Source organism: Mesorhizobium sp. M1169 (assembly GCF_040318345.1).
GTDB lineage: Bacteria > Pseudomonadota > Alphaproteobacteria > Rhizobiales > Rhizobiaceae > Mesorhizobium.
Genome location: NZ_JAMYME010000004.1, coordinates 274,921 through 289,102, shown reverse-complemented (window position 1 = coordinate 289,102; position 14,182 = coordinate 274,921). Strand labels below are relative to the sequence as shown.

The 14,182-nt window shown below is 63.3% G+C and carries 13 protein-coding genes and 1 pseudogene; 7 read left to right on the top strand and 7 right to left on the bottom strand.

All coding sequences use genetic code 11. From position 1 onward, the window contains the following. The first annotated feature begins 36 nt into the window (after nucleotides 1-36). Both ykgO and NKH41_RS06585 read left to right on the top strand, forming a co-directional pair. Nucleotides 37-162, top strand: a complete 126-nt coding sequence (ykgO, locus tag NKH41_RS06590) for a type B 50S ribosomal protein L36 (protein WP_006327841.1) — start codon at nucleotides 37-39, stop codon at nucleotides 160-162. A 94-nt stretch (nucleotides 163-256) separates the two neighbouring features. Continuing rightward, nucleotides 257-856, top strand: a complete 600-nt coding sequence (locus tag NKH41_RS06585; protein ID WP_352454860.1) for a tetratricopeptide repeat protein — start codon at nucleotides 257-259, stop codon at nucleotides 854-856. 126 nt (nucleotides 857-982) lie between these two features. Here NKH41_RS06585 and NKH41_RS06580 read toward each other — a convergent pair whose 3' ends face one another. The 3 genes from NKH41_RS06580 to NKH41_RS06570 form a co-directional block, all read right to left on the bottom strand. Continuing rightward, nucleotides 983-2,065, bottom strand: a complete 1,083-nt coding sequence (locus NKH41_RS06580; RefSeq protein WP_352767651.1) for an NAD(P)H-dependent flavin oxidoreductase — start codon at nucleotides 2,063-2,065, stop codon at nucleotides 983-985. 215 nt (nucleotides 2,066-2,280) lie between these two features. Beyond that, nucleotides 2,281-3,711 (bottom strand): pyruvate kinase, encoded by a 1,431-nt coding sequence (pyk, locus tag NKH41_RS06575; protein ID WP_352454861.1) that lies wholly within the window; start codon nucleotides 3,709-3,711, stop codon nucleotides 2,281-2,283. Beyond that, entirely contained in the window at nucleotides 3,708-4,154 is a 447-nt protein-coding gene (locus tag NKH41_RS06570) for a DUF1036 domain-containing protein (protein ID WP_352471303.1), read from the bottom strand. The genes pyk and NKH41_RS06570 overlap by 4 nt, the downstream gene beginning before the upstream one ends. Nucleotides 4,155-4,440: 286 nt before the next feature. Here NKH41_RS06570 and NKH41_RS06565 point away from each other — a divergent pair, with 286 nt between their 5' ends. The 4 genes and pseudogenes from NKH41_RS06565 to NKH41_RS06550 all read left to right on the top strand — a co-directional run bounded on the left by NKH41_RS06565 (nucleotide 4,441) and on the right by NKH41_RS06550 (nucleotide 7,373). Further along, nucleotides 4,441-5,238: an N-formylglutamate amidohydrolase gene (locus NKH41_RS06565; RefSeq protein ID WP_352767649.1), complete on the top strand. Its 798-nt coding sequence runs from the start codon at nucleotides 4,441-4,443 to the stop codon at nucleotides 5,236-5,238. A 26-nt stretch (nucleotides 5,239-5,264) separates the two neighbouring features. Then, the gene (locus tag NKH41_RS06560) at nucleotides 5,265-5,573 is read left to right on the top strand and encodes a DUF1244 domain-containing protein (protein ID WP_352471171.1); all 309 of its coding nucleotides are present in this window, start codon (nucleotides 5,265-5,267) and stop codon (nucleotides 5,571-5,573) included. Between the two features lie 11 nt (nucleotides 5,574-5,584). Next, nucleotides 5,585-6,045, top strand: a pseudogene (locus NKH41_RS06555) (cupin domain-containing protein). 146 nt (nucleotides 6,046-6,191) lie between these two features. Continuing rightward, a complete protein-coding gene (locus NKH41_RS06550) occupies nucleotides 6,192-7,373 on the top strand; it encodes an MFS transporter (protein ID WP_352767647.1) in 1,182 nt (393 codons plus the stop codon). On the opposite strand, the gene NKH41_RS06545 is transcribed toward NKH41_RS06550, so the two are convergent. Further along, a complete protein-coding gene (locus NKH41_RS06545) occupies nucleotides 7,331-8,242 on the bottom strand; it encodes a LysR family transcriptional regulator (protein WP_352613446.1) in 912 nt (303 codons plus the stop codon). The two genes, NKH41_RS06550 and NKH41_RS06545, sit on opposite strands and share 43 nt — an antisense overlap. 93 nt (nucleotides 8,243-8,335) lie before the next feature. Between NKH41_RS06545 and NKH41_RS06540 the strand changes: the two genes are divergently transcribed. Further along, nucleotides 8,336-9,295 carry an SDR family oxidoreductase gene (locus tag NKH41_RS06540; protein WP_352613444.1) on the top strand — a complete coding sequence of 320 codons (960 nt, stop codon included), beginning with the start codon at nucleotides 8,336-8,338 and terminating at the stop codon, nucleotides 9,293-9,295. A gap of 66 nt (nucleotides 9,296-9,361) precedes the next feature. Here NKH41_RS06540 and NKH41_RS06535 read toward each other — a convergent pair whose 3' ends face one another. The 3 genes from NKH41_RS06535 to NKH41_RS06525 all read right to left on the bottom strand — a co-directional run bounded on the left by NKH41_RS06535 (nucleotide 9,362) and on the right by NKH41_RS06525 (nucleotide 14,010). Next, entirely contained in the window at nucleotides 9,362-9,520 is a 159-nt protein-coding gene (locus NKH41_RS06535) for a DUF3309 family protein (RefSeq protein WP_023678456.1), read from the bottom strand. A 99-nt stretch (nucleotides 9,521-9,619) separates the two neighbouring features. Beyond that, on the bottom strand, nucleotides 9,620-12,796 hold the full coding sequence (locus NKH41_RS06530) for an efflux RND transporter permease subunit (RefSeq protein WP_352767645.1): 3,177 nt from the start codon (nucleotides 12,794-12,796) through the stop codon (nucleotides 9,620-9,622). 2 nt (nucleotides 12,797-12,798) lie between these two features. Further along, nucleotides 12,799-14,010 carry an efflux RND transporter periplasmic adaptor subunit gene (locus NKH41_RS06525; RefSeq protein ID WP_352540279.1) on the bottom strand — a complete coding sequence of 404 codons (1,212 nt, stop codon included), beginning with the start codon at nucleotides 14,008-14,010 and terminating at the stop codon, nucleotides 12,799-12,801. Nucleotides 14,011-14,182: the final 172 nt, after the last annotated feature.

Genomic DNA, 14,182 nt, shown 5'->3' with positions numbered 1-14,182 from the left:
CGGCCCGTGACCGGGCCCAGACCGACGGGCAAGACCATGAAAATCAAGAATTCGCTCAAGGCGTTGAAGGCGCGTCACCGCGACAACCAGCTGGTTCGTCGCAAGGGCCGCGTCTACATCATCAACAAGACCGCGCCGCGCTACAAGGCGCGCCAGGGTTGAGTTTTCGACGGAGGCTGCGCGCCTCCGTTCGCATGATACGACTCTCACGCTAAATTCAGTTTGACGATCCGGCGTCGGGGGCTAGATTCCCGCGATGCGGATTCTTTTTGCATTTTTCACGGCTTTCCTCGTTTCCGGCGCTGTCTCGCTGCCGGCGTGGGCTGAAGATCCGACCACAACTCCGCCGACAGCACCTCCGGTCGTCAAGACGAAACAGGCGCGGCTCGATCAGCTGTTTGCCGATCTCAAACGCGAACGCAATGAAAAGGCGGCCGAGCGCATCGCCGGACGGATCGGCAGCGAGTGGTCCCAGTCGGGCAGCGCCTCTATCGACCTGATGATGCAATGGTCGCAGAAGGCGATCGAAAACCAGAAATTCGATGTTGCACTCGATTTCCTCGATCAGGTTGTGACTTTGCAGCCGACCTATGCGGAAGGCTGGAACCGGCGCGCCACTGTTCATTTCATGATGAAGAACTACGGGAAGTCGATGGCGGACATCGACCGCACCCTGCAGCTCGAACCACGCCATTTCGGCGCGCTTTCGGGCCTGGCTCAGATCATGGCCGAAACCGGCCACAAGCAGTCGGCACTTGAGGCCTGGCAGCGCGTGCTCGGCATCTACCCAATGATGCGCAGCGCCCAGGACCAGGTCGCCGCACTTTCCGAGGAGCTTGCCGGCGAAGGCATTTGAGACCAGTAAGGGAGTAGGGGAGTAAGGGAGTAAGGGACTATGTGAGAGGTGCAGATTGCACTGTGGAACACATGCGCCCTACTCTCCTACTCCCCTACTCCCCTACTCCCCTACTCCCCTACTCCCCTACTCCCCTACTCCCCTATAGGCCCGATCTATGCCGTTTGCTTCGGTGACGAGTTTCTCCACAAGGGCGGCGGCCGGCATCTCCCGCAGCTTCGCAACGCCCTGCCCGGCCCAAGTGGGCAAGAAGTCAGCCCGCTTGCTTTCATCCTTTGCCATCGAAAGCGGCATGACCAGACTCGCCTGCAGCGGAAACGCCAACGCTGCATCTTCCTCACCAGCCATTTCCATCACAAACCGGTTGCGCACCACGCGCGCTGGGCGGCCAGTGAAGCAGCGAGTCACCGACGTGCTCTCGTCGTTGGCCGAGCGCAATGCTTCGCGATAGACTGGCTGCACATTGGCTTCAGGACAGGCCAGGAAAGCCGTGCCGATCTGCACACCAGATGCACCAAGTGCAAAGCTGGCAGCAATGCCGCGACCGTCGAAGATACCGCCAGCGGCAATTACAGGCACCCGCACGGCATCAACAATCTGCGGTACGAGTGCCACAGTGCCTGCTGTGCCGATAGCAGGGTCGCCAGTGAATGTGCCGCGATGCCCACCCGCCTCGTATCCCTGGGCGATAATGGCGTCCACCCCTCCTGCCTCAAGCTGGCGCGCTTCCGAGACGGTGGTGGCCGAACATAAGACAGTACAGCCGGCCGTCTTCAACTGCTGCACAATTGCGGTGTCGGGTAGACCGAAGTGGAAGCTGACCACCTTGGGGCGCAGCTCGAGCACAATTTCGAGACGCTCACGATCGAAGGTGGGGAAGGGCTCGCCCGGCTCGGGCACCGGTCCGAGGCCGACCTCCTCATAGCAGCCGCGAAGGCGGTCTCGCATACTTTGGGCTGCCGCATCATCGTGTATCGGCGCCGGGTGCGCAAAGAAGTTGACGTTGATCGGACGATTGGTGGCGTGCTGTGTCGCCGTGAGCTGCTCGCGTATAGCCGCCGCAGGCAGAATGCCGCATCCGAGTGAGCCAAGCGCCCCGGCATTGCTGACTGCCGCCGCCAGTTCCGGCGTGGTGATGCCGCTCATCGGCGCCTGGATTATCGGGTGCTCAATGCCGAGGAGTTCCAGAAGATCAGTGCGCATCCACATTGGATCACCCTCCTCTTTCTCCCAGGAGAGATTACCTTAACTGACTTCCAGCTCAAGTCGGATAGGGCCTTCGAACCGCTTCACGGCCGGTCACAGGCTGATGCAAGCTGGCGGAGTTCGGCGTCTATCCTAACCTGACTGCCGTCGATGCGCCCGGCTGGCGCCGTGTTTACGACGCGCCATGCAGCCGGCCTATCCGGCAGCCGCGGCCGACATTAGCGGCCGACTTCCGATCCGACATAGGCGATGCGCAACATGTTGGTCGAGCCCGGCGTCCTCAGCGGCACGCCGGCCGTGATGATGACGCGGTCGCCCGGCTTGCCGAAACCTTCATCGAAGGCGATGCGGCAGGCGCGGTCGACCATGTCGTCGAGGTCGCTGGCGTCGGGGGAAACGACGCAATGCGTGCCCCACAACAGCGACAGCCGCCGCGCCGTGTTGAGGATCGGCGACAGCGCCACGATCGGCACTTGCGGCCGCTCGCGCGCGGCGCGCAAGCCGGTCGTGCCGGACGCGGTATAGGTGATGATCGCCGACAGCTTCAGCGTCTCGGCTATTTCGCGGGCGGCGAGCGAAATCGCGTCGGCTCCGGTCGCTTCCGGTTCCGAGCGCTGCGCGTTGATAATTCCGGCATAGGTCGGGTCGGTTTCGACCTTGGTGGCGATCCGGTTCATCATCGCCACCGCCTCGACCGGATAGGCGCCGGCGGCGGACTCCGCCGAAAGCATGATCGCGTCGGCGCCTTCAAATACGGCGATCGACACGTCCGACACCTCGGCCCGCGTCGGCACCGGCGCGGTGATCATCGATTCCAGCATCTGCGTGGCGACCACCACCGGCTTGCCGGCACGGCGCGCGGCGCGGGTGATCTGCTTCTGAATGCCAGGCACGGCTTCGAGAGGCATCTCGACGCCGAGATCGCCGCGGGCGACCATCAGCGCATCCGAAAGCTCGATGATCTCGGCCAGCCGGGCGACGGCCTGCGGCTTTTCGATCTTGGCCATGATCAGCGCCCGGCCGCGTGCGATCTTGCGCGCTTCGGCCAGGTCCTCGGGCCGCTGCACGAAGGACAGCGCCACCCAGTCGACGCCGGTCGCCAGAACCGCGTCGAGATCCCGGCGGTCCTTTTCCGTCAGCGCGCCGACCGGCAGGTCGGTGTCGGGCAGGCTGACGCCCTTCTTGTCGGAAATGGTGGTGCCGGCGACGACGGTGCAGACGATCGCCTTGCCGTTGCTGCTGACCGCCTTGAGCTCGAGCTTGCCGTCGTCGATCAGCAGGCGATGACCAGCCTCGACCGAACGCAGGATTTCGGGATGCGGCAGGTAGACCCTCGTCGAATTGCCGGGCTCGGGATTGTCGTCGAGCGTGAAGGTCTGACCGACGGTCAGCACCTCTTTGCCGTTGGCGAACTTGCCGACGCGCAGCTTTGGCCCTTGCAGGTCGGCGAGAACGCCGATCGGCCGGCCGACCGCCTCCTCGACGGCACGAATGCGGCCGACAAGCGTACGCATCAATTCATGGTCGGTGTGGCTCATATTGATGCGGAACACGTCGGCGCCGGCTTCGAACAGCTTCTTCAGCATCTCCTCGGACGAGGAGGCCGGACCGATGGTGGCGAGGATCTTGACCTTGCGGCTGCGTCTCATTGACTGTTTGTTCCCGGGGCGGCTGGAGCGCCATCCGTTGCGGGCTCGTCAGTCAGCTGGACCATCCAGCTTGCCTGCTCGCCCGTGTCATATTCCTGGAATCCGGCGCGCTGAAAGCCCCGGGCGACGCAATCGGTAACGCCGGCGATCTTGAACTCTTTTTCGGCCACGCACATGTTGATCGGGCCATCCCAGCGTCCGCCGCGCTCGGCGTCTTCTGCATAAAGATAGTAAAACCTTGATGACAACGGTCCCTCGATCAGCGTCTTGCAGCTCGAGCCTTCGATGTGCCACCAGCCTTCGGTGATCCAGCCGGCTTTGGCGCGATAGCCGATGCCGACACCGACCAGGTTCTGCGTGGCGTTGCAGACCCGGAAATCGGCCCGTGCCGGCGAGGCCGAAATCACCGCGAAAAGAGCCATGGCCGGTATCAGGAGCGGCATGGCCAAGGCATGGCGCACATGCAGCCTGCCGGCGAAACCCATCCTGAAACCCCTCAAGAACCACATTTGCATCTCTCAACGCCCCTTTTCGGAAAAGTCCGTACGCATGTCAACGCGCCGATCTGTCCAATTCCAATCGATTTAGAAGGCTCTGGCGCGCTTGCCGTCGCCCCTGCTCAGTTTTTTGGCAGAAACCGTGGCCAAACAACGGCATTGCGCAAGCGTTCTCTTCGTGGAATGACGATACCACCCTCCCCGAAAGCCAGCGAACAGACCTTTCCCGCCAATGACCCGATCCACAGTTTTCGCGCCTTTCGATATCGTCGAAGGCGATCGCAAGCGCGGCATGGTGCTTCTGGCCGATCACGCCCGCCGCGACCTGCCGGAGGAGTATGGCAGTCTCGGCCTGCCGGCGGCGGAGTTCGACCGCCACATCGCCTACGACATCGGCGTCGAGACTGTAACCCGCGAACTCGCAAGTCTGCTCGGCGTTCCGGCGGTGCTTGCCAATTTTTCGCGACTGCTGATCGACCCCAATCGCGGCGAAGACGATCCAACGCTGATTCGCCAGCTCTATGACGGCACCGTCATCCCGGGAAATTACCCCATCGCGCCGGAGGAGCGCGAAAGGCGGCTGGACCGCTTTTACCGCCCCTATCATGATGCCGTCAGCGCCATGATCGCCTCTGTGGCGCGAGCATCCGCGCAGGCACCCTTCATCTTTTCGGTGCATTCCTTCACACCGACCATGCAGGGCTTCGTGCGGCCGTGGCACGTCGGCATATTGTGGGATCTGGACGACCGCGTTGCGCGGCCGCTGATCGACATGCTCGCCGAGGACAAGAGCCTCATCGTCGGCGACAACGAACCCTATGACGGCGCACTGCGCGGCGATACCATGTTCAGGCACGCCATCGTCAACGGCTTTGCCCATGCGTTGCTCGAGGTCCGCCAGGACCTGATCGCCGACCGCAAGGGTGCCCTCACCTGGGCCGAACGGCTGGCGCCGATCGTTGACGCGATAGACCGACGTGCCGATATACATGCGGTGAAAATATTCGGCTCGCGCACCGGGCCGGTATGATGAGGCCCAAGGGAGGCCAACATGACATGACCGAACTCAGCGAAGAACAAAAGCGCGATTTCGAAGCCGCTGCCTTCCGCCGGCTGGTCGCGCATCTGCGCGAGCATTCCGACGTGCAGAACATCGACCTGATGAACCTCGCTGGCTTCTGCCGCAACTGCCTGTCCAACTGGTACCGCGATGCGGCGCAAGCCGAAGGTGTCGAACTCAGCAAGGAACAGTCGCGCGAGATCATCTACGGCATGCCCTATGCCGAGTGGCAGGCACTGAACCAGGTCGAAGCCTCCGACGCCAAGAAGGCCGAGTTCGAGGCAAGGCGCCCTAGGGATCACTAGGGGAGGATGCCGTGCCTAAGATTGACGTTCCGACGTGCCAGGACGCAAGGGCTCATCCTATCCACCGCCGTTCGATGCACCCTGTGCCGAACGCGTGCGCCAGCGGCTAGGCAACGCAGGTGGGCTCACCGACTTCGGCATCAATCTCATGCGCCTGCCGCCGGGCAACTGGTCGAGCCAGCGCCACTGGCATTCGCACGAAGACGAATTCGTCTACGTGCTTGAAGGCGAGCTGACGCTCGTCGAAGATGCCGGCGAGACGGTGCTGCGCGCCGGTGATTGCGCGGCCTTTCCGAAAGGATCAGGCAACGGCCATCACATGATCAATAAATCGGGCGCGATGGCGATCTATCTCGAAGTCGGTTCGCGCTGGCCCGACGACGTCGCCACCTGCTCCGACATCGACATGATAAGCACCAACGCTGACGGCCGGTTTGTGCACAAGGATGGCGGGCCTTATCCCGAGCCGTAGGAATTTCGGAGTGGACCGCCGAGGTGGTTGGCCGACGCGAGAGGACGTAGCGTCTGGTCCAAGCACTTTCGGCGAAGAGCGCTTGACTGCGAATTGAATCGATCTAATTTGCCGCGCAACGCCATTTCCGGACCGGATTCTACCCGATGGACGCGCAGAAAATCACGCAGATCGCGATTCGTGGACGCTGGGCAGTGGGCGGCATCTTCCTCGCCAACGGCTTCTTGACCGGCAGTTGGGCGCCGCAGATCCCGGTGTTCCTGACGCGACTCGACATTTCGAAGTTCACGCTCGGCTTGCTGATTCTGTTGTTCGGTGCCGGCGCCGTCACCGCCATGACCTGGTGCGGCCATCTGATCTCGAAGCATGGCTCGCGCACGGTGCTGCGCTGGTTCGGACTTGCCGGCAGCTTCGGCCTTTTGGTTGTGGCTCTGGCCCCCAACGTGCCCCTTGCAGCCATCGCCATGTTCATCTTCGGCGGTTCGATCGGCGGCATGGACGTCGCCATGAATGCCAATGCAGTGGCAGTCGAACGGCGGCTGTCCCGTGCCATCATGTCGTCCTCGCACGGCTTCTGGAGCCTTGGCGGTTTCGCCGGCGGCGCTTTGGGCGGTTTCGCCATCCAGAACTACGGTCACCTCGCCCATGCGACAGTGGTGACGGCTCTTGCCTTTGCCGTCATCGCCGTAGCGATCCGCTACCTGATCGCCGAGGACAAGCACCCGGTCGCCGAGCACCACAAATTCGCGTTGCCGGCAAATCCGGTGGTCTATCTGGTCGGACTTATGGCGCTGCTGACGATGATCTCCGAAGGCGCGGTACTCGACTGGGCAGCGCTGTATCTCCGGCAGGAACTCGGCGCCGATCTTGCCGTCGCAGGCCTGGCCTATGCCGCCTTTTCCGGTGTCATGGCCGTCATGCGCTTCCTTGGCGATGGCGTCCGCAACCGTTTCGGTGCCGTTACGACGTTGCGCGCCTCGGCCCTTGCCGCTGCTGCCGGCATGCTGGTGGCCGGGCTGGCTCCCTCGCCTTGGCTGGCCATTGCCGCCTTTGCCTTTTGCGGCCTCGGCATTGCCAACATGGTGCCGATCATCTTTTCGGCCGGCGGCAACCAGGAGGGCATGGCGTCCGGCACCGGCATGAGCGTCGTCACCACAATGGGTTACTCAGGCATTCTGGTGGCGCCGTCGGCGATCGGCTTCATCGCCGAGCACTCGAGCTTCGGCCCGATCTTCGTCGCTCTGTCCGGGCTGCTGGTCGTCGTGCTGGTGATGGCCGGCCTCGCTCACCGTGCCGAATTCGCTGCCGAGCCTGCACCGGCTGAATAGCGCTTGAACTCTTCGTAGAGGAAATCCGCGACGCGGCGGATGCGGACGCTGGTACGCACGTCGCGGTGCATGGCCAGCCACACCGGCAGCGTCGGCAGCGGGAGACCCGGCAGCACTGTCTCGACCAGCGGATCACGGTCGGCGAGCGGCTGCTGGCCAAAGCCGATGCCGTTTCCCGCCCGCACTGCTTCCCACAGCACGATCTGATTATCGGTCCTGAAGCGGAAGGCATTGCGGGCGAGCGGGACGCCGAACTGGGCGAAGCCGCGAATGATCTCATCGCTGCGGTCGAAGCCGACCAGATCATGGCCGGCAAGATCGCGGGCCTCGCGCGGACGGCCACGCCGGTCGAGGTAGGATTTTGCCGCGCAGGCGCGGAGCGGAATGTCGGTCACCTTGCGCGCGACCAGTTCATTCTGCGCCGGCTTGACCATGCGAATGGCGATATCGGCGTCGCGACGCAGCAGATTCTCGACCTGGTTCGAGGCGACGATCTCGACCTCGATGCCCGGCTCCTCGGTCCCAAGCCTCGCTGTGATTTCCGGCAGCACATAGGCCGCCACCACCTCGCTGGCGGCAATGCGCACCGTACCCTCTATCGCCTCGACAGATCCCAGCGCCAGCAGCGAAAAGGCGCTCGCCTGCTCGCTCACCGCGCGACCCCGTTCAAAGAGCGTGCTGCCTGCTTCCGTGAGCGCATAGCCACGCCGCCCGCGCCGGAACAGGGTGACGCCGAGCGCCTGTTCCAGCTCGGCGATGTGGCGGCCGAGCGTCGGCTGGCTTGCGGCAAGTTTTCGTGCGGCCGCCGACAGGCTGCCGGTCTCCGCCACCGTGACGAAACTCTTGATCAGGTTCCAGTCAATATCCATTCAAAATTGAATATCACATCGCCAGTCGTAGTCAATTTCCATTCGTTTGCGGAGAGACAATATTGGGGTCGTAACGCAACACGGAGACGAACAATGACCACGATCGCAATTCTCGGCGCCAATGGCCGCCTCGGCCGCACGGTGGCCAAGGCCTTCATCGATGCCGGCTACGATGTCCGTGCCATCACCCGCAGCGGCAAGGTGCCGGCCGAGCTCAAAGGCGCCACGGCGATCGCCGGCGACGCGCTCGACCGTGCTGCGCTGATCCGCGCGACCGAAGGCGTCGATATCATTTTCAACGGCCTCAACCCGCTCTACACCGACTGGAGCAAATGCCTGCCGATGGCCGAGAATGTGATGGCTGCCTGCCGGGCGAACGGCGCACTGCATCTCTTCCCGGGCACCGTCTACAATTACGGCTCGCAGATGCCGGCGGTGATCGCCGAAGACACGCCGTTTCGCCCGACGACGGAAAAGGGCCGTATCCGCGTCGCCATGGAAGATCTGTTTCGCCGCGAGGCCGACGCGGGTCTGGTGCGCACGATCCTGTTGCGCGCTGGTGATTTCTTCGGCGGCACCGGCAGCGGATCGTGGTTCGATCTGGTTGTTGCCGCCAAGATGACCAAGGGCGTCTATACCGCCCCAGGGCCGGTCGATCTCGTGCATGAATGGGCCTATCTGCCCGACCTGGCCAAGGCCTTCGTCGGGCTGGCTGACAATCTCGACAAGCTCGGCTTCTACGAGGCGCTGAACTTTCCTGGCCATGCGGTGACCGATCTGGACATCAAGGCGGCCGCGGAGAAGGCGCTCGGACGCACGCTGAAACTGACGTCGATGCCGTGGTGGGTGCTGCGTGCCGGCGGCCCGTTCGTGGCGATGTGGCGCGAGATCGTTTCGATGTCCTATCTCCGCTTCGAGCCGCACCGGCTGGTTTCAGGCAGGCTGGAAAGCGTCATCGGTACGATCCCGCACACGCCGCTGGAAAATGCGGTGTCGGAAGCGCTCGAGGATATCGGCATCGCCACGATCAAGACGACGCAAAAAGCTGCCTAACAACAAACCAAAAAAAGGCGGATGGCCTCACGGTCATCCGCCGCTGGTCGGGGAGGAAGGTTGCGCTCAGATCCGGCCCATCAACAGCAGCACCAGGACAACGATCAGGATGACGCCGACGATGCCGGATGGTCCGTAACCCCAGGACCGGGAATGCGGCCACGCCGGAACCGCGCCGATCAGAATAAGAATAAGGATAATGATGAGAATGGTGCTGATCGTCATCAGAAAATCCTCGCTTTGAGGTTGCAATGACGGAACAATGCAGAAGGCCGCCCATTGTTCCCGGGCGGCCTTTGCTTGATCAGGACGGCGATCCGGACTCTATTCGGCGGCCTTCGGGAAGGCGATCGCCGGTTCGGCGCCCAGATCGGCGTCCAGGCCTTTCGATGGGATTTCGGCCTTGCGACGCCCGAACAGGCGGCTGAACCAGGCCCGACGCGCACCGGGTTTGACCTTGGCGCGGGTGAATACCATCAGCATCGACGGCGTCACCACCAGCGTCAGCACGGTGGCGAAGGACAGCCCGAAAACGATCGCCGAGGACAGCGAAATCCACCATTGCGTCGACGGCGCGTTGATCGTCGTCTCGTGATGGAAGATTTCGAGGCCGAGGCCGAAGGCGATCGGCAGCACGCCGAGGATCGCCGACACCGCGGTCAGCACCACCGGGCGGGCACGCTCGCGGCAGGTCTGCAGAACGGCTTCGTATTTGTCCCAGCCCTCTTCGCGCAACCGGTCATAGGTGTCGATCAGCACGATATTGTTGTTCACCACCACCCCGGCCAGCGCGATGACACCGATGCCCGACATGACGATGCCGAATGCCTCTCCCGTCAGCAGCAGCCCGAGGAACACGCCGATCGTCGCCATGACCACGCAGGACAGCACCAGCCAGACGCTGGTGAACTTGTTGAACTGCGCCAGAAGCACGATGAAGATCAGGAAGATCGCCGCACCGAAGGCTTTGCTGAGGAAGGCACCAGCCTCCGCGCTGTCCTCATTCGAACCGGCAAGCTTCCAGCGAATGCCGCTGCCGAGGTTCATGTCGGCGACAGCTTTGGTGACCTCCTGCTGGACGGCAGCCACCTGGGCGCCGGCAGCGACGTTGGCCTGGACGACGACCGTTCGCGCACCGTCGATGCGGTTGAGGATACCGACCGTCGGCTCCGGCTTGCGCACGACGAAGTTCGAGATCGGCACCGAGCCTTGCGCGGTCTGCACCCTGAGTTCGTCGAGCGTCGACAGCGTGCGCCGATCCTCGGGCAGGCGCAGCCTGATGTCGACTGCATCGTCGGCGCCGGCGGGCCGGTACTCGCTGAGCTTCAGCCCGTTGGTCACCAATTGCACGACCGTCCCGACCGCGGTTGGGCTGATGCCGTACTGCGCCGCCTTGGCGCGATCGACCTCGAGCGCCCAGTCGACGCCGGGCGGCGCCAGGCCGTCGGAAATATCGATGACGCCGGGCACCTTGGCTATGCGCGCGGCGACGGCGCGGGCCTTGTCGTCAAGGCCCTTCGGATCGACGGCCGAAAGCCTGATCTGGATCGGCTTGCCGGTAGGCGGGCCGGCTTCCGGCACGCGAACCTCGACGTCGACACCGGGAATGCCGGCCATAACGCCGCGCAGTTCGTCCAGGATTGAGTTCGCCGATTTACGCTCGCGCCAATCGACGAATTCGTACTGGATCACGCCAACCACGTCTTCCGGAACATCCTGGCCGCCGCCCTGCGTCTTGCCGACACGGGTATAGACAGACTTCACGCCCGGCCAACCGAGCAGCCGATTTTCCGCGGTCTTGGTGGCCGCGTCCATTTCGGCAAGCGAAAGATTGCCGCGGGCGTGGACATAGAGCAGGCCGTAGTCAGGCTCGACATTCGGGAAGAATTCGACGCCGGCACCGAATTTCGAATAGGCGTAGCCGACGCCGAACAACAGCGCCACGGTGAGGACAAGCACGGTGATGGGATAATGCACCGCCTGCTTGACCACGGCCATGTACCGGCCGTCGCGATTGTCGTCGGGGTGATGGGCCGGCGCCTTGGCAAATATCGCGCCCAGCGTCGGCGCGAAGACCAGCGCATAGAGCATCGAGGCCGAGAGCGTCACGATCAGCGTGATCGGCATGTATTTCATGAAGTCGCCGATGATGCCCGGCCAGAACAACAGCGGCGAGAAGGCGGCAATGCGCGTCATCGTCGCCGCGATGACCGGGCCGGCCATGCGCTTGGCGGCAAGCGCGAACGCTTGCTCCTTCGGCATGCCCTCGCTCATGCGGCGCTCGGCGAATTCGGTGACGATGATGGCGTCGTCGACCAGCATGCCGACCGCCAGGATGAGGCTGAACAGCACGATCATGTTGATCGTGTAGCCCATCATTGCCAGCAACAGGATGCCGATCAGGAAGGACGAGGGGATGGCCAATCCGATCAGCAGCGAGGCACGGCCAGACAGCGCGTAGAGAATGACGATGAACACCAGGATGACGGCGATCATCACGTGGTTCTGCAGGTCGCCGAGCAACTGGTTCACGAAGACCGACTTGTCTTGCGTGTAGGTGACGTGCATGCCCTCCGGCATCGTCTTGATGAAGGCGTCGGACACCTCCCTGACCTTGCCAATCGTATCGATCAGGTTGGAGCCGATGCGCTTCTTCACCTCGATGGCGATCGCCGGCTTGCCGTCGAGGCGGGTGACCGTCTCGGCGTCCTTGAATGTGGAGCGGATGGTGGCAATGTCCTTGGCCTGCACCACCGCATTGGGGCCGGCGACGACCGGAAGCGCCGCCACATCCTCTGGTGTCTCGATAAGCGAGGGCACCTTGACCGCGTATTTGCCCTCGGATCCTTCGATGTTGCCGGCGGCGACAAGACTGTTGGAAGCGCCGACCGCACCGATCAACTGGTCGAGCTGCAGCCCGTAGGAAGACAGCTTCATCGGATCGATGACCACTTCGACGAGGTCGTCGCGCGCACCCTGCAGCGAGCCCTCGAGCACGCCAGGCACTTCCTCGATGCGGTCGCGCAGCTCGCGCGCCGCGGTCGTCAGCACACGCTCGGGCACCTCGCCCGACAGCGTCACGACCAGGACGGGGAACTCGGAGATGTTGACCTCGGAGACCACGGGCTCCTCAGCCGCTTGCGGCAGGTCGGCCTTGCCGTCCTGCACCTTGCTGCGCGTGTCCTGCAGCGCCGTGGCGAGATCCGTCTGTGGCTGGAATTCGACCAGCACATAACCGCCGCCCTGGAAGGCGGCCGAGCGCATCTCCTTGAGGCCTTTCAGGCTCTTCAGCTTGGCTTCCATCGGCCGCAGCAGGAGGCGCTCGGAGTCTTCCGGCGAGATGCCCTGGTAGATCAGACTGACATACATCATCGGAATCGGAACGTCGGGTTCCGCTTCCTTCGGCGTCGACTGGTAAGCGACCGCACCGGCAAGGATGAGAAAGACCAGGACCGAAATGGTCAGCCGGGCATTGCTGATTGCAAGTTTGACGATGTCCATGATTACTGCGTCCCGGCCGTCGCTTCGCCCAACAGCTTTTGAATGGTCGCCTGGTCGGCTTCGACCGGCTTGACCACTTCGCCTTCCTTCACCAGCTCCTGGCCGGCGACGATGATGCGGGCGTCGGCCGGAATGCCGCCGAGCACCAGGCCGGTCGGCGTGTCGTCGACCAGGTCGATCGGGAAGAACACGACCTTGTCGTCCTTGTCGACGGCGCGAATGCCGAGATCGCCCTTGTCGCCGAGCGTCACCACCGAGCGCGGCAGCATGACGGCGTCGGTCGGCTGGGCGCTGAGCGCAATTTCTGCCGTCATGCCGGCCGGTACGGAACCATCGGCGTTGGGGATGGCGACTTCGACGCGGAAGGTACGGGTTGCCGAAGATGCATCGCGGCTGATGTAGCGCACCGTGCCCTCGACATTCTGGCCGCTGACCAGACGCACATTTGCCTTGTCGCCGATCTTCAGATAGCCGAGATCGCGTTCGCTGACTTCGCCGCGGGCGATCACCGGATCGAGCTTCAGAATGGTCGCCACTTCGCCGCCCTGCATGACGGAACTGCCAAGCTCCACTGGCACCCGGTCGATGACGCCGTCGAAGGGCGCCTTCACCTCGTTGCGGTCGAGCTCGGCTTGCACGGCCTCCAGTTGCGACTTGGCCAGCGTCAGGTTGGAGCGGGCCGTGTCGAGCTGCAGCTTGGGCAGATTGCCGGTTTTCATCAGCCGCAGGGCAGCTGCCAGCTCTGCCTCACGTTGCACGACAAGCTGCTTGGCGTTGTCGACCGCCGAGATTTTTTCCTCGGCGGCAAGCATCAGGATCAGGTCGCCGGTCTTGACATGCTGACCCTGCTTGACCGGCAGCTTGTCGATGACGCCGGCGACGCGTGTCGCCAGGACGGCGCGCTTGTCGGCTTCGGTCAGTCCGGAAATGCGGATAGCGCGTGCATAGGTGCGCCGCGGCGGGGTTATGATCGCGACCGTGCGTAACGGCGCCTTGGGCTGTTCCGCCTCGGCAGTCCCCGGCTTGGCAGCCCCCTGTTTGCCAGTTTGGGGCTTGCCTGCGTCGGCTGCCTTGGGCTGCTCGACCTCTCCTGCCTTGGGCTTGTTGTCGGCGGACGCGCTGCCGACGGACGAGAACTCGCCTGTCGCCATCCAGCCAGCGAACCCGATGAGCACAACAATGGCTGCAAGCTTGTGAAACCTGAATTTCGGCATCGTCATTTTTTCCAGTGCGCGGGGTTCGGCCAGGCCGCATCTTCTACTTGGGGCGCGTCGCCGATATGGGTGCGCGCGAGGCCGTATTCAAATTGCCGTGATCGGCGAAGCGCGCTTCTACCTCAAAGTTGCATCGCAATATAGTCAGAAAAGTTGATGGATTGTTGCTTTG

Excerpts from the sequence above, each read along its gene's own strand:
- ykgO (WP_006327841.1), top strand. The coding sequence starts at position 37 with ATGAAAATCAAGAATTCGCTCAAGGCGTTGAAGGCGCGTCACCGCGAC.
- NKH41_RS06585 (WP_352454860.1), top strand. The coding sequence starts at position 257 with ATGCGGATTCTTTTTGCATTTTTCACGGCTTTCCTCGTTTCCGGCGCT.
- NKH41_RS06580 (WP_352767651.1), bottom strand. The coding sequence starts at position 2,065 with ATGTGGATGCGCACTGATCTTCTGGAACTCCTCGGCATTGAGCACCCG.
- pyk (WP_352454861.1), bottom strand. The coding sequence starts at position 3,711 with ATGAGACGCAGCCGCAAGGTCAAGATCCTCGCCACCATCGGTCCGGCC.
- NKH41_RS06570 (WP_352471303.1), bottom strand. The coding sequence starts at position 4,154 with ATGCCGCTCCTGATACCGGCCATGGCTCTTTTCGCGGTGATTTCGGCC.
- NKH41_RS06565 (WP_352767649.1), top strand. The coding sequence starts at position 4,441 with ATGACCCGATCCACAGTTTTCGCGCCTTTCGATATCGTCGAAGGCGAT.
- NKH41_RS06560 (WP_352471171.1), top strand. The coding sequence starts at position 5,265 with ATGACCGAACTCAGCGAAGAACAAAAGCGCGATTTCGAAGCCGCTGCC.
- NKH41_RS06550 (WP_352767647.1), top strand. The coding sequence starts at position 6,192 with ATGGACGCGCAGAAAATCACGCAGATCGCGATTCGTGGACGCTGGGCA.
- NKH41_RS06545 (WP_352613446.1), bottom strand. The coding sequence starts at position 8,242 with ATGGATATTGACTGGAACCTGATCAAGAGTTTCGTCACGGTGGCGGAG.
- NKH41_RS06540 (WP_352613444.1), top strand. The coding sequence starts at position 8,336 with ATGACCACGATCGCAATTCTCGGCGCCAATGGCCGCCTCGGCCGCACG.
- NKH41_RS06535 (WP_023678456.1), bottom strand. The coding sequence starts at position 9,520 with ATGACGATCAGCACCATTCTCATCATTATCCTTATTCTTATTCTGATC.
- NKH41_RS06530 (WP_352767645.1), bottom strand. The coding sequence starts at position 12,796 with ATGGACATCGTCAAACTTGCAATCAGCAATGCCCGGCTGACCATTTCG.
- NKH41_RS06525 (WP_352540279.1), bottom strand. The coding sequence starts at position 14,010 with ATGCCGAAATTCAGGTTTCACAAGCTTGCAGCCATTGTTGTGCTCATC.